Raw genomic sequence first — 14191 nt, 5'->3', positions numbered from 1 at the left:
CTCCTCAGTTCGTGCGGAACGTGGCGGCGTAGAGCCGCATCCAGTTGCCCCGGATGATCTGCTCGATCTCCTGCGGCTGGAAACCCACCTGGCGCAGGCCGTCAGGGATCTGACCAAGGCCCGAAACGCCTTCGGCGAGCCATTCGGCTTTGGGCGTGCGGATCGGCTTGCCGGCGGATGAGGCACCATGATCGATGCCGCGCGTCCAGCGGCCCATGCGCATCCAGGCATAGTCGGCAGGCGTGTTGTCATGGCCGTAATCGGTACCGATGGCGACCGTGTCGAGGCCTGCGATGTCCACCGTCCGCGCCACCATCTCGCACCAGTTCTTCACCGAGGCGCAATAATAGTCACCGGTGATGTTGCGGTAGACGGCGCAGCCCATCACCCCGCCGCTGTCGCGCAGGGCGTGCAGGATGGCATCGCCCTTGTTGCGGCTGTGCGGAACGAGGCTGGTGGCATTGGCATGGGTGACGGCAATCGGCTTCTCGGAATGCGCGATGGCCTCCAGTGTCGTCCGCTCGCCGACATGGGAGCAGTCGATGAGCATGCCGGCGCGGTTCATCTCGCGCACCACTTCCCGCCCGTAGCGGGCGAGGCCGCTGTCGCTCGGCTCGTAGCAGCTGCCGCCGACGGCGTTCTGGTTGTTATAGGTGAGCTGGACGACGCGCACGCCGAGTTCCGCGAACATCTCCACCAGGCGGATGCGGCCGCCGAACAGGTCCGTGTTCTGGAAACCGAGGATGATGGCGGTGCGGCCGGAGGCGTTCACCGCCTCGACCTCGGCGGGGGTGCAGGCGACGGCGCAGGTTTCCGCATTCTCCGCGATCAGGTCGCGCCAGCGGCCGAGGGCGTCGAAGGACTCCATCGGGTCCTCCCAGAAGCCGCAGGTCACGGTCACGGCGCCGATCTTCCCACGGCGTAGGGCAGCGAAGACCTCCGGCGTGAAGTGGCCGCATTGCAGGCCGTCGATGAGCATCGGCCGCAGGCCGCCATTGGACATCGGCTGAGGGCCTTCAGTGGGCATCGGCGGATTCCGGCTTGGTGCTGATGAGGAGGGAGATATCGGTGTCGTCGTCATGGTCGCTGCGGCCAATGATGCGGCCATCGGGCTGGACGATCACCGGGCCGGCATGGCGGCGGGATTCCGGCGTGTCGGTGGACAGGGCCGTGTTGGATAGGTGGTGCAGCGCCCACCAGAGTTCGGGCTCCACCGTCACGCCCTGGCGCAGGGCACGGTCCAGCACGGCGTCCCGCGCATCGGGCGCGGGGATGGCGAGCAGCGTGGTGCCGGGCGCGTCCGTGCGGCGCAGCGCGGCCTCCCGCCCCGTGGCCGGGCCGGTGCAGGCGCCTTCCGCCGCGAAGACGGAAAGGCCGTGGCGCGGGCCGAGGGCGCAGGCGGCGCGCAGTTCCTCGGGGTCGAGCAGGTTGGTCACGCTGGCCATGGCTGAGCCTTCGCGCGCGGCAGCCTCACCCAGCGCATCGAGGATCATGGGCAGGACGGTCCAGGTGTGCTGGCCGCCGGCATCCGCGGCCAGCACGCCGGGCGCGGCTTCGGTGATGCGCAGCGCGGCGGGATCGGCGGCGCGCAGATCCTCGAAGCGCTGGCGCAGCAGCGGCAAGCCGCCGAGGCCGGCGGCGGCGGCGTAGAGCACCACGTCGCGCACCGCCGGGATGGAGCCGGCCGGCAGGGCGGTCAGGAGGAGGATGCGCTCCACCACCAACCTCACCTCGCGCGGCAGAAGCGTAACGGGGCCTTCGGAACAGGCGGCGCTCATGCTTCCGGCTCCGGCGGATAGAACCAGTCGGGATCGGCGCCGGCCGCGAGATCGGCGGCGGTGGGAGCCCCGTGGAAGAGCACACCGCGCAGGTTGCGGGCGAGGTAGTCGCGCGTCTTGTCGACGCCGTGGATTGCCACGTTCATCAGGCGCACGAGATGCGCGGGGACGAAGTCATCGCCCATGATGTTCGTCTGCGGCTGGTGGTAGCGCAGCCCGGCGAGGCTCTGCACCCGGGCGGTGATTTGGCGCAGGTCCGGACGGGCGAGGAGAAGGCGTGCGACGGGCTCGGACGGACCGCGCGTCGCGAGTGCGGCATCCAGCGCCTGCACCAGGCCCGGCACGTCGAGGCCAAGATTGAAGGTGCCGGGCGGCACCTCGTCCTTCGGGCCGCGGCGGGGCTCCTCGGCGGTGGCGGACTTGTACCAGACATGGGCGTAGGCGGCGGGGGCCGTCAGGTCCAACGCCAGGGCCCAGGCGTATTCGCGCCGGAGGATGTCGCGCAGGGCGGACACCGTCATGGCCGGGCGAACCTCCATCTCCTCGCTGACGGTGGTCGATCGGGCGAGGCGGTCGGCTTCCTCCGGCACCAGCTCGATCATCAGGGACAGCAGGGTTTCCTGCGTTTCGGGATGGAAGCGGGCGCCGACCTGCTGTGCCAGCTCGTCGAGCGGATAGGTGGCACTGCTCCCCTGCTCGCGCAGGGTGGCGACGAGACCGGCCACCTCCTCCAGCTGCTCCGCGATCAGCGCGCTGGGTGCAAAGGCGTCATAGACCATGCGGTCCTCGCGCCGGAACCGGGCGGCGCGGCGCAGGAGGGATTCGAGGCGGGCCAATCGCTCGTCGCCCGCGCGCAGGGGCAGGGCGCGGGCGGCGGCGATGCTGTCCTCGCGCGCGCCGATCCAGGCGTCGATCAGGCGTGGATGGTTGTTGATGAAGAGGATCAGGCCCAGGGCGGAACCGTTACCGATGCCGAGGAAACGGCGGATCTCCGGTGAGAGCGAGACAGCCTGCGACGATTGCAGCGCGGCCAGGCGGTTCGCGAGATCGGCGGCGAATTCGCGCATCATATAGGCAGCGAGCATCTGCGCGGCGAGCGGGCGGCGCAGCGCGTGATTTTTCTCCAGCGCGAGGAAGGAGCGCGTGCCGAAGGTGCCGTTGCCGTCCAGCCCCGTGTTGCGCATCAGGTAGCAGGATTGCGCGACCAGGGCGGGTTCGGGTTGCCGGCCGGAGGCGAGCGCCTCCACCGTCGCGTCGAAGACGCGCATGCTGCGGTTGGAGCGGCACCAGATGAGCGTGCCGGGGGTGGCGCGGCCGGCATAGAGCTTGGGCAGCTCGCGCCGCGTCGCCTCGATCACCGCCTCATCCGCCACGCCCTCGACCAGCGCGCCGGTCATGTCCCAGGTGCGGCCGATGATCCGGCCCGTGCGGCCGGCGCGCTTCGGCGTGTTGGAGAAGGCGAGAAAACTGAAGGTGCCGCCGGGCGTCTCGATCTCATAGATGGCGGTGCCGGCGGAATCGGCGCCGATGTCGAAGCGGCGCGTCATGATCTTCCAGCGCTCGCGGATTGCCTGCACCATCAGCGCACGGGAGGCGCTGACGCGGCTGGGCTGGAGGGCGGCGAGGCGCTCGGGGCGCATCAGGACTTCGGGATCGCGCGGTGCGGGCACCGCGGCAGTGATCGGAAGCGCGGCGCTCACGCGGGGCGGCCCTCCATGATGGCGCGCAGGGCTTCGGCTGCCGCACGCAGGGGTTGGATCCAGCCATCCGGCGCGAAACGCTGCACCGGGGCAACGAGGGAAAGGGCGGCGACGCAGCTGCCGTCATGGCCGAAGACAGGCACGGCCGCCGCACGGATGCCTTCCATGGTCTTGCCGCTGGAGATGGAATGGCCGCTCTCGCGCACCGCCTCCAGGATTGCGGGGTCGAGCTCCGGCGCCAGCCTTTGGGCCTTGGCGGGATCGACATAGGCGAGGAGCACGCGGCCGGAGGCGCTGCCGCCCAGCGACATGGTGGCGCCCACGCGCATCTCCACGCGCAGCAGGCCCTGCGGCTCCACGCGCTGCACGATGCAGGGCTCGTCATCCTCCAGCACGGCGAGGGACGCGGCTTCACCGGTTTCGGCCGTCAGCGCCTCGAGGATCGGCAGGGTACGGGCGCCAAGGCCGGCCTGCTCGGTCGCCGCCTGTGCCACGCGGGCGGCACGGAGAGTGAGGCGAAAATGGCCTTCGGAGGTCTGCTCGACCCAGCCGCCGGCGATGAGGGTGACAAGGCGCTGGTAGATCGTGGCGCGGCCGATCCCAAGCTCGCGCGAAAGGGTGGCGAGGCGAACCGCCTGACGGCTGCGACCGAGATGGTCGAGCAGCGCCAGCGTCTTGAGCGCAGAGGAGAGCGGGCGGACGCCGGAAGCCGGCGAGTCCTCATCCTCCTGCGTCTCAGTGCCACGCGGCATGTATTCCATCCAAAGACGTTGTATTCGATCCAGAGCGATAGTCGAACTGTCATCGATCCACGTCAAATCCTTTTCACAATCCTGCGCATTTTCCGCGCGAGGCGGTGCGGCCCCGACGGGTGGCATCGGGACCGGCCATGAGCTCGGATCGGACGGGACTGGCTAGCGGGCTGGGCGTGCTGCCGGAATCGGTCTCAGCGGCCGCGGGCGCGCGGGTCCAGGGCGTCGCGCAGGCCGTCGCCGAAAAGATTAAAAGCGAGGACGACGAGGAAGATCGCGAGGCCCGGATAGATTGCCATCCAGGGTGCCTGGGTGAGGAATCGCTGCGCGGCGTTCAGCATCGAGCCCCAGGAGGGGTTGGGCGGCTGCTGCCCAAGACCGAGGAAGGAAAGTGAGGCCTCGGCGATGATGGCCTCCGCGATGGCGAGCGTTGCCTGCACCAGCAGCGGCGGCACGATATTCGGCAGCACATGGACCATGGCGATCCGCCAGGGCGGGTTGCCGAGGGAGCGTGCGGCTTCCACCCACTCGGTCGCCTTTGCCTCCATCGCCATGCCGCGCGCGAGGCGCACGAAGATGGGGCTGGCGGAGATGGCGATGGCGAGCATCGCATTCTCCAGCGCCGGACCGAGGAAGGCCGCGAGGGCAATGGCGAGAATGAGGAAGGGCACCGACAGCATGGCGTCAGTGACGCGGGAGATGATCGTGTCCACCCATCCGCCGGTGAGGCCTGCCAGCAGGCCAAAGGGCACGCCGAGCAGCAAGGCGGCAGTGACCGAAAGGGCGCCCGCCAACAGCGAGGCCCGCGCGCCCCAGAGGACGCGGGAGAGCACGTCCCGTCCGTTCTCATCCGTGCCGAACCAGTGGAGTTCCGAGGGCGGCTTGCGGATGCGCGACCAGGAGGTGGCGACAGGGTCATAAGGCGCAATCCAGGGAGCAAGGACCGCGGCCAGCACGAAGACGATGACAATGATGAGGCCTAGCACCGCAAGGCGGTGGCGCAGGAAGCGGCGCAGAGCGCGGCGGCCCGGGCTGTCCGCCTTCGCCACGGCCGGTGCGGCGGTGGTCGCGCTCATGCCGCGCGCAGCCGCGGGTTGATCGCCATGTAGAGCATGTCCCCGATCAGGGAGAGGCTAACGAAGATAACCGCGGTGGTGACGACGACACCCTGCACCACCGGATAATCCCGATTGAACACGGCATCCACGATCAGCTTGCCGAAGCCGGGAATGGAGAAGATTTGCTCCGTCAGCACGGCCCCGGCCAGCAGGCGGCCGAGTTCAATGGTGCCAAGGGTGACGACGGGGATCAGCGCGTTGCGCAGGGCGTGGCGCCCGATGACGGTGCGCTCCGGCAGGCCCTTGGCGCGGGCGGTGCGGACATAATCCTGGCCCAGTGCGCCGATCATGGCGGCGCGGGTGTGGCGCATGAACACGCCGGCGATGCCGCCGCCCAGCACGAAGGCCGGCATGATGGTGGTGGCCAGGGACTGCCGCCAGTCCTCCGACAGCGGCACATAGCCGGAGGGCGGCAGCCAGCCGAGCTGCACGCTGAAGAGCAGGATCATCATGATCCCTAGCCAGAAGTTCGGCGTGGAGATGCCGGCAAGCGCGATGCCGTTCGCTGCCCAGTCCGCCGGGCGATCCCGATAGGCGGCGGAGATGACCCCCGCAGGCACACCGATAGCGACCGCAATGACGAAGGCCATGGTGCCGAGCTGCAGCGTGACCGGCAGCTTCTCCAGGATCAGCGATCCGACAGGTTGCCGGATGCGCCAGGAAAAGCCGAGATCGCCATGCAGCAGGCGCCAGAGCCAGGCGGCGTATTGCTCCCACACCGGGCGGTCGAGCATCAGCTCGGCGCGGATCTCAGCCAGCACCTGCGGGTCGCCCCGCTCCTCCCCTGCCATGATGATGGCAGGGTCGCCGGGCATGAGCTGCTGCAGGGCGAAGATCATGACGGAAAGGATCAGCAGGGTGGGGATGATCTGCCCCAGCCTGCGCAGCAGCCAGCCCCACATGGCGCTACTGCAGCCGCATGCCCTGGACGCGGATGAGGCCATCCGGCACCAGGGTGAAGCCTTGCAGCCGCGCCGTATGCGCCATGATGATCTTTGGGTGCCACAGATAGGCGCGGGCGCGGTCCTGCGTCAGCGCGAGGCGAAAGGCCTGGGAGTAGAAGCTGGTGCGCTTGGCGGGATCGCTCTCGGTTCGGGCCTGGTCAAGTAGCGAGTCCACTTCGGGGTTGGCGTATTTGCCGTCGTTCTGCGCGCCCCGGCTGTGCATGAAGGTCCAGACATTGCCATCGGGATCGGGGCGGCCGGACCAGCCGTTGAGATAGGCCTGATAGTCGCCGCGCACCGCGGCCTGAAGGGCGGAGGCGAATTCGGTGGCAACCACGCGAACATCGAAGCCGGCCTCCGCGGCCATGGACTGGATGACCTCGCCGGCCTGGCGCATCTCGGGGCTGTTGGCCAGCATCAGATCGATGGTGACGGGCGTGCGGACGCCGGCCTCGCGCAGCAGGGCCTTGGCGCGTTCGAGGTTGCGCGCGGTGACGGCCAGATCGCGCACATGCATGGCCGATGCGGGCGGGATCGGCTGGGAGGCGGGGGTGTGAAGGCCCTCATACACCACCTGGATCAGCGCTTCGCGGTCGATGGCGAGGTCGAAGGCCTGGCGCACGCGGGCGTCCTGGCCAAGCGGCGTCTGGCTGCGGGCTCCGTTGCCGATGTTGAAGATAATGTTCCAGTAGCCCAGCCCGTCCACGGTGGAGAGGCGCAGGCGCCGGTCGCCGCGGATGCCGGGCACGTCGCTCGGGCTCGTGACCTCAATCAGGTCCAGCGTGCCGGATTGCAGGTTGGCCAGCCGCGCGGTGCTGTCGGTGATGGGCTGGAAGGTGACGCGATTGAAGTGGATATTCGCGGCGTTCCAATAGCCCGCGAAGCGTTCCAGCACGATGCGGTCCTGCGCCACACGCTCGACGAAGCGGAAGGGGCCGGCGCAGACGGGTTTCGCCCCGAAGTCGCGGCCGGCGGCTTCAGCGGCCTTGGGGCTGACGATCATCCCGGCACGGTCGGTGAGCTGGCTCAGGAAGGGCGAGGAGGGCTGCTTCAGCCGCAGGCGCAAGGTGGTGGGGCTCACCACCTCCACGCTCTCCAGATCGGTGATTTCGCCGCGGCGGAAGCTGCCCTGCATGGAGAGATGGCGCATGAGGGAGTAGCGGACGGCCTCGGCGTCCATCTTCTCGCCATCATGGAAGCTGACGCCTTCGCGCAGGGTGATGAGAAGGGTCTTCGGATCCTCCCAGCGATGGCTGGTGGCGAGCTGGGGGATGATCTCCAGCTTGTCGTTGATGTCGAAGAGCTTGTCGCAAAGGCTGGCGAAGACGATGCGCCCGACGAAGGAACGCGCCAGCGTGGGGTCCAAGATGTCCGGATCCTCGCGCAGGCCGATGCGGAGGTTCGGCAGGTTCGATGCTGGGGCCTGGGCTTGGGCGGTCCCGGCGAGGACCGTCGCCGCAATGGCGAGCGGCGCGAGGATGCGGGCGGTCATGCGGCGTTTCCCATGTCTGGCTTGGGGGCGAAGAAGGCTTGCAGGCGGGCCAGCCGGTCGCCGGCAGGGTGCTCGGTGGCGGGCGGCGCTGCCGGCAGCACGTCCTGGAAATGGCAGGCGGCGCGGTGCGTGGGCGTGGCAGCGGTGGCGCCGGCAACCAGGGGCGGATCCTGCTCGCGGCAGATCGCCTGCACATGCGGGCAGCGTGTGTGGAAGCGGCAGGCGGCGGGGGGCGAGATGGGGCTGGGGAGGTCGCCCTGCAGCGGGGCCCCCTTCCCGCCTGCGCCGGGGACGGAGGCCAGGAGCGCACGAGTGTAGGGATGGCGCGGCGTGGCGAAAACATGCTCCGCCGGCCCCTCCTCCACGATCCGGCCGAGATACATCACCACCACGCGGTCCGCGACATGGCGCACCACGGCAAGGTCATGGCTGATGAGCATGAAGGCAAGGCGGAACTCGCGGATCAGGTCCTGCAGCAGGTTGATGACCTGGGCCTGCACGGAGACATCGAGCGCGCTGACGGGCTCGTCGCCCACGATCAGGCGAGGTCCGCTGGCCAGGGCACGTGCGATCGCAATGCGCTGGCGCTGCCCGCCAGAGAATTCATGCGGCCAGCGATCCGCGTGCTCGGGGCGCAGGCCGACGCGGGAGAGAAGTTCCTGCACCCGCGCCCGCTCGCCGGCGCGGGGCACGATGCCGTGCAGGCGCAGCGGCTCGGCGACCGCCTGCCCCACCGTCATGCGTGGATCCAGGCTGGCATAGGGATCCTGGAAGATCATCTGCATGTGCCGCCGCTGCTGGCGCAGCGCGGCGGGAGGCATGGCGCGCAGATCTGTGCCGGCGAAGCGGACGCTCCCTGCGTCAGGCTCGTCCAGGCGCAGGGCGAGGCGGCCGAGGGTGGACTTGCCGCAGCCGCTTTCGCCAACCACGGCCAGCACCTCTCCCTCACCGACCGTGAGGGAGACGCCATCCACCGCGCGCACGGCGCCGCGCCGACGCCCGAGGCTGTCGCGCACGGGGAAGTGGCGGACGACGCCATCCAGCTGCAGGAGGGGCGCGGCGCTCACGCAGCCTCCAGGATCTGCTCGAGGGGCGCACGGTGGCAGGCCGCACGATGGCCGGGGCCGACGTCGTAGAGCGGCGGCTTTGTGTCGCAGACGGCTATGCGGAAGGGACAGCGGGACTTGAAGCGGCAGCCCTCGGGCGGATTGGCGAGATCAGGCACCGTTCCCTCCACCGTCGCGAGACGCGTGCCGCGCGGGCCGTCCAGCCGCGGCGCGGCGCCGAGCAGGCCAACGGTGTAGGGATGCTGTGGCGTTGCCAGCACCTGCGCGGCAGGGCCGATCTCGGCGACGCGGCCGGCATACATCACCACCACCTCATCCGCGTGATCCGCGACCACGCCGAGGTCATGGGTGATGAGCAGGACAGAGGTGCCGGTGCCGGCGCGCAGCTCGTCCAGCAGGGCGAGGATCTGCGCCTGCACGGTGACGTCGAGCGCAGTGGTGGGCTCGTCGGCGATAAGCACGCGCGGGCGGCAGGCGAGCGCCATGGCGATCATCACACGCTGCCGCATCCCGCCGGAAAGCTGGTGCGGATACTGGCGGGCGCGGCGCGCGGCTTCGGGAATGCGGACGGCCTCCAGCATCGCCACGGCCGCCTCATGCGCCTTCGCGCGATCCAGGCCCTGGTGCAGCCGCAGCGCCTCGGCCACCTGATCGCCCGCGGTGAAGGCGGGGTTCAGGCTCGTCATTGGCTCCTGGAAGATCATGGCTAGATCGGCGCCGCGCAGCTTCCGGCGTTCCTCGGGTGGCAACTCCGCGATCTCGCGGCCTTCCAGGCGGATCGTGCCCTCCACCGTTGCGCTGGGCGGCAGCAGGCCCATCACGGCCAAGGAGGCGACCGACTTGCCGCAGCCACTTTCTCCCACCAGCGCGACGGTCCGGCCGGCGGGGATGGAGAAGGAAATGCCGTCCAGCACGCGCAGTGGGCCGCGTTCCGTGCCGAAGGTGACGGCGAGGTCGCGGACCTCCAGGGCGAGGTGCGTCACTGGCCCCTTCCCTTCCGGCGCGGGAGCGCAGCATTCCCGCACAGGCTGCAGAACCCCATCGACCTCACCATCCCGTTTCCCACCATCCCGGACGCCCCGATGCGGCGCGCCACTATGGCGCAGGCCGAACATCCTGCAAGCGGATCAAGCCATCGGCCAGCAGGCGGAAGCCGGCCACCTTGCGCGACACGCCTGCCACGTTCCGCGTCTGCCAGAGGTAGATCAGCGGCAGATCCGCCCCGATCTGCTTCCATGCCTCCTCATAGGCCGCGCGACGCGTTGCGACATCCGTGGACTCCCGTGCGCGGTCCAGCGCGGCGTCCACCACGGGGTTGGAGTAGCGCGCCATGTTCAGCGCGCCGCCAGTGTGCAGGAAGCTCCAGGAATTGCTGTCCGTGTCCAGCAGACCCGACCAGCCGCCGAGCGTCATGGCGAGTTCGCCGTTGTTCACGGCGGTGAGTGCGGCGCCGAATTCGAAGGCCTTCACCTCCACCTCGAAGCCGGCCTCCGCCGCCATCGCCTGGATCACCTCGCCGGACTGCACGGCCTGCGGCGTGTTGTAGACCAGCAGCGAGACCTTCAGCGGCGTGGCGACGCCGGCCTCGCGCAGCAGGGCGCGGGCGCGGGGAATATCACGGGCGGACGGGGTGACCGAGGGGACGTGCAGTGGACTGGCAGGGGCCGTGGGCTGGGCGGCCGGCTCGTAGAGGCCGGCGACGACCACCTCGGTCAGCGCCTTCCGATCGAGCGACAGCTCGAAGGCACGTCGCACCCGCGCATCCTGCGCCAGCGGCGTGCGGGCCTGGGGGTGGTCGCCGAGGTTGATGGTGATTGAGCCATAACCGAGGCTGGGCGTGGAGACGAGGGCAAGGCGGCGGTCCTTCGTCACCGTCTCCGCGTCCAGCGGGGCGACCTCGGTCAGGTCCAGCGTACCGGATTGCAGGTTGGCGAGGCGCGCGGTGCTGTTCGGCATGATGCTGTAATGCACGCGGTCATAATGGATGCGGCCAGCATCCCAGTAGCCCGGGTAGCGCTGCACCACCACGCGGTCCTGCGCCACACGCTCGACGAAGCGGAAGGGTCCCGCGCAGACGGGCGCGCGGCCGAAGTCGCGCCCCGCGGCCTCCGCGGCCCTGGGGCTGACCATCATGCCGGCGCGGTCGGTCAGCACAGCAACGAAGGGCGCGAAGGGGCGCTTCATCACCACGCGGACGGTGAGCGGATCGACCACCTCCGCATGGCCCATCGCGCCGATCTCGCTGCGGCGGTAGCTGCCCTGCATGGAGAGATGCCGTTCCAGCGTGTACTTCACCGCCGCCGCGTCGAATGGCGTGCCGTCATGGAAGGTGACGCCCGACCGCAGGCGGATGATCAGGTTCTTCTCGTCTGTCCATTCGTAGCCCGTGGCGAGCATGGGCACGATGTTCAGCTTCTCATCGAAGTCGAACAACTTGTTGCAGAGCGCGGTCATGACGACCGTGCCGACATAGGTGCGGGACAGCGTAGGATCGAGGATGTCCGGATCGTCGCGCATGCCGATCCGCAGTGTTTGTGCCTCGGCGGCACCCAGGCCGGCAAGGAGCGGGAGCGCTCCCAGGAGAATGCGCAGGGCGCGGCCTGGTGAGCGGGAGGGCCGCGCCGTCTGGAAGCTGGTGGTCATATCGCCCTCCGGCCTGGAACTGCGCCGGAAAATCACGCAATCCCTGTGCCAGAGAGGAGGCTTGCAGCCCCCGATCTCCTGCTTTTAATCCGCCGCTTCTAGGGAGGCTTCCGGCGAAGTGGCAACGATCAGCCGCAGCAGGTCCCGCTTCACCTCCATCACATGCCGTCTCGTGAAGCGCGCCGCCTCCTCCGAGGCACCGCGACGGCAGATTTCGAGCAGCTCCGCATGCTCGGCCTTTGCCCGGTCCGTGCCCCCGGCGACGGCAAGCTGCAGGCGGGTATAGCGATCCGTGTTGGCGAGCAGGGTGCGCACGAGCGCCAGGGTCTGCACCCGCGCGGCCGGGCGGTAGAGCGCCAGGTGGTACTCCGTGTTCAACTCGCCCCAGGCATTGAGATCGGACCGGTCGATGGCGGCGCTGTATTCCGACAGGATGCGGGCGGCTTCGGCGAAGTCGGCCTCCGCCATGCGCGGGACGGCGCGGCGGATGAGGTCGGGCTCCAGCAGCGCCCGCAGGTCGAACAGCTCAGCAATCTCTTCTGGGGAGAGGGTGCTGACGACGGCGCCGCGATGCGCGTGGATGGTCACCAGCCCTTCGGCAGCCAGCTGGCGGAAGGCCTCCCGCACGGGAATGCGGCTAATGCCGAATTCTTCGGCCAACGCATCCTGGCGCAGCGCCTCGCCGGCGCGGAACTCGCCGGCCAGGATGCGGCGGCGCAACTCCTCCGCCGCGGATTCCACCACCGTCTGGCGTTGCAGCTTGCGGCCGGCCATCTCAGGCCGCCTTGTAGCGGCGCTGGACGAAGGCGCTGGAGGCGGCGGTCAGCGTCAGCGTCGTCACCATCAGGATGAATGCGATCGCCGCGGCGAAGGGCCAATTGTTGTTCACGGCATATTCCCGGAAGAGCATCGGCGCCATCATCTGGAAGCGCGCGCCCCCGAGAAGCAGCGGCGTGGCATAGGCGTTCATTGCCAGGATGAAGACGAGCACGGCCCCCGTAGCGAGTCCCGGCAGGGCCAGCGGCAGCACCACCAGCAGGAAGCGGCGCGAGGGTTCGGCGCCGAGGCTTTCCGCAGCTTCCTCGACGCGGGCATCAATGCCCTCGATCACGCTCTGCAGCGTCAGCACCATATAGGGCAGGTTGATCGAGAGGATGCCAAGCACGACGGCGAAGGGGGTATAGAGCAGCGCCACGCTCGAGCCAGGGTTCATGGCGGCCGCCGCGCTGTCCAGCAGCCCGCCGCGCCCGAGCACGCCCATCCAGCCCAGCGCCCGCACCGTGCTGCCGATGAAGAGGGGCAGGATGACCAGGAGCACCCCCGCCGACTTCCAGCGGCTCTGCGATCGTGCAAGGCGATAGGCGATGGGAAAGCCGAGCACCAGGCAGAGGGTCGTGGTGACCAGCGCGATCCACAGGGTCGTCCAGAGCACGCCGGTGTAGAAAGGATCATAGAGGAAGCGCAGGTAATTCTCGGGCGTCAGAGCCTCGACCATGAAGTTCGTGCGGTCATAGCGGTTCAGACTGTAGCGTGCGAGCAGCACCAGGGGCGCGACGAGTGCCCCCAGCACCACGAGCGTGGCCGGCCCAATGAGCAGGCCGGCCGTCAATCCTTGCGGACGGCGGCTCATCGCCCGTCCAGCAGGCGGCGCCACCAGTCGTTCAGGCCGTCCCGCGCGGCGGCCAGCTTGGCGTAGTCGGGCGCGATCAGCTTGGGACGCCGCTCCGGCAGGGCCAGACGCTGGGCGACCTCGCCCTCCAGTGTCGCCTGACTGCTGGTGGGGAGATAACCCATGCTGTCGGCAAAGCCGCGCTGAGCGGAGGGCTCCAGCATCGCGTTGAGATAGGCGAAGGCGGCCGCCTTGTTCGGTGCGTTCTTCGGCACGCCCATGGACGAGACATAGATGATGCTGCCTTCCTTCGGAAAGGCGCTCTGCACCGCAACGCCGGCCTTCCGCCAGAAGATCGTGCGAGCCTGCCAGACGGGCCCGACATCGATCTCGCCCGAGCGCAGGGCGGGGGCGAAGGCATCGGTGACGGTGTAGGTCCTGTTGCCGTCCTTCACGAGTTTTTCTAGATCAGGCTTGGCAGCATCGAAGTTCATGGCGTCGCCGGTCTTCTGCAGGGCCGCGGCCATGACGATGTAGATGAAGCTGTTGTCGAGCAGTCCGACCTTGCCCTTGAACCGGTCGGACATGAGGTCGGAGAAGGTGGTTGGCGGCGCCGAGACGCGCTCCGTGTTGTAGATGATGATCTGCGGGCTGAAGATATGCGGCAGGGCGTAGCTGTTGCGCATCTCGGGCAGGAGATGACGCATGTTCGGCACCTTGCTCTCGTCCAGCGGCTCGAGCAGCCCCGCCTCGTTCAGGTCATAGGCCTGAGGCGCCTGGGTGCAGAGGATATCCACATTGCCGCGTGGCAGCCGGCGCTGCGCGATCAGCTTCGCGACACGCGCGGGCTCTGTTCCGACATCCTGCGTCACCTCGATGTTCTTCGGCGCCAGCAGGGGTTGGTCGATGTTGCTGCCCAGCAACTTCGCATAGTCGCCGCCCCAGGTGCTGACGACAACGCGGCCGGAGGCCTGCGCCCGCGCCACATGCGGCATGAAGGGCAGCAGGCCGGCTGCGGCGCCGAGGCCGAGGAGCTGTCGCCGCGAGGCGCCGGATGGACGTTCGGTCATGGGAAGCTCCTCTCGGGG

The 14191-nt window shown here is 69.0% G+C and carries 13 protein-coding genes; all 13 read right to left on the bottom strand.

Annotation, left to right across the window (positions count from 1 at the left end; genetic code table 11):
* Positions 1-4: 4 nt before the first annotated feature.
* Positions 5-1027, bottom strand: a complete 1023-nt coding sequence (locus GSE44_RS05135; protein WP_235924567.1) for a dipeptidase — start codon at positions 1025-1027, stop codon at positions 5-7.
* A complete protein-coding gene (locus GSE44_RS05130) occupies positions 1017-1778 on the bottom strand; it encodes a hypothetical protein (protein ID WP_159347715.1) in 762 nt (253 codons plus the stop codon). The genes GSE44_RS05135 and GSE44_RS05130 overlap by 11 nt, the downstream gene beginning before the upstream one ends.
* Positions 1775-3478 (bottom strand): hypothetical protein, encoded by a 1704-nt coding sequence (locus GSE44_RS05125; RefSeq protein WP_201305935.1) that lies wholly within the window; start codon positions 3476-3478, stop codon positions 1775-1777. The genes GSE44_RS05130 and GSE44_RS05125 overlap by 4 nt, the downstream gene beginning before the upstream one ends.
* A complete protein-coding gene (locus GSE44_RS05120; RefSeq protein WP_159347714.1) occupies positions 3475-4230 on the bottom strand; it encodes an IclR family transcriptional regulator in 756 nt (251 codons plus the stop codon). Before GSE44_RS05120 ends, GSE44_RS05125 begins: the two co-directional genes overlap by 4 nt.
* Before the next feature lie 194 nt (positions 4231-4424).
* A complete protein-coding gene (locus tag GSE44_RS05115) occupies positions 4425-5306 on the bottom strand; it encodes an ABC transporter permease (RefSeq protein WP_159347713.1) in 882 nt (293 codons plus the stop codon).
* Positions 5303-6250, bottom strand: coding sequence for an ABC transporter permease (locus GSE44_RS05110; RefSeq protein ID WP_159347712.1), 948 nt, complete (start codon positions 6248-6250; stop codon positions 5303-5305). Before GSE44_RS05110 ends, GSE44_RS05115 begins: the two co-directional genes overlap by 4 nt.
* A 4-nt stretch (positions 6251-6254) precedes the next feature.
* Positions 6255-7784 carry an ABC transporter substrate-binding protein gene (locus tag GSE44_RS05105; RefSeq protein WP_159347711.1) on the bottom strand — a complete coding sequence of 510 codons (1530 nt, stop codon included), beginning with the start codon at positions 7782-7784 and terminating at the stop codon, positions 6255-6257.
* Positions 7781-8851, bottom strand: a complete 1071-nt coding sequence (locus GSE44_RS05100) for an ABC transporter ATP-binding protein (RefSeq protein ID WP_159347710.1) — start codon at positions 8849-8851, stop codon at positions 7781-7783. Before GSE44_RS05100 ends, GSE44_RS05105 begins: the two co-directional genes overlap by 4 nt.
* On the bottom strand, positions 8848-9834 hold the full coding sequence (locus GSE44_RS05095) for an ABC transporter ATP-binding protein (RefSeq protein WP_235924566.1): 987 nt from the start codon (positions 9832-9834) through the stop codon (positions 8848-8850). The genes GSE44_RS05100 and GSE44_RS05095 overlap by 4 nt, the downstream gene beginning before the upstream one ends.
* A 112-nt stretch (positions 9835-9946) precedes the next feature.
* Positions 9947-11494: an ABC transporter substrate-binding protein gene (locus GSE44_RS05090; RefSeq protein WP_159347708.1), complete on the bottom strand. Its 1548-nt coding sequence runs from the start codon at positions 11492-11494 to the stop codon at positions 9947-9949.
* Between the two features lie 84 nt (positions 11495-11578).
* Complete coding sequence (locus GSE44_RS05085) at positions 11579-12268, bottom strand: GntR family transcriptional regulator (RefSeq protein WP_159347707.1); 690 nt, start codon at positions 12266-12268, stop codon at positions 11579-11581.
* A 1-nt stretch (position 12269) separates the two neighbouring features.
* Entirely contained in the window at positions 12270-13124 is an 855-nt protein-coding gene (locus GSE44_RS05080; protein ID WP_159347706.1) for an ABC transporter permease, read from the bottom strand.
* Entirely contained in the window at positions 13121-14173 is a 1053-nt protein-coding gene (locus tag GSE44_RS05075; RefSeq protein WP_159347705.1) for an ABC transporter substrate-binding protein, read from the bottom strand. The genes GSE44_RS05080 and GSE44_RS05075 overlap by 4 nt, the downstream gene beginning before the upstream one ends.
* Positions 14174-14191: the final 18 nt, after the last annotated feature.

The sequence above is a fragment of the Muricoccus harenae genome, from assembly GCF_009848505.1.
GTDB classification, from domain to species: domain Bacteria; phylum Pseudomonadota; class Alphaproteobacteria; order Acetobacterales; family Acetobacteraceae; genus Roseomonas; species Roseomonas harenae.
Note: the sequence above shows the minus strand (reverse complement) of the source record. Positions and strands in the feature narration are given on the sequence as shown.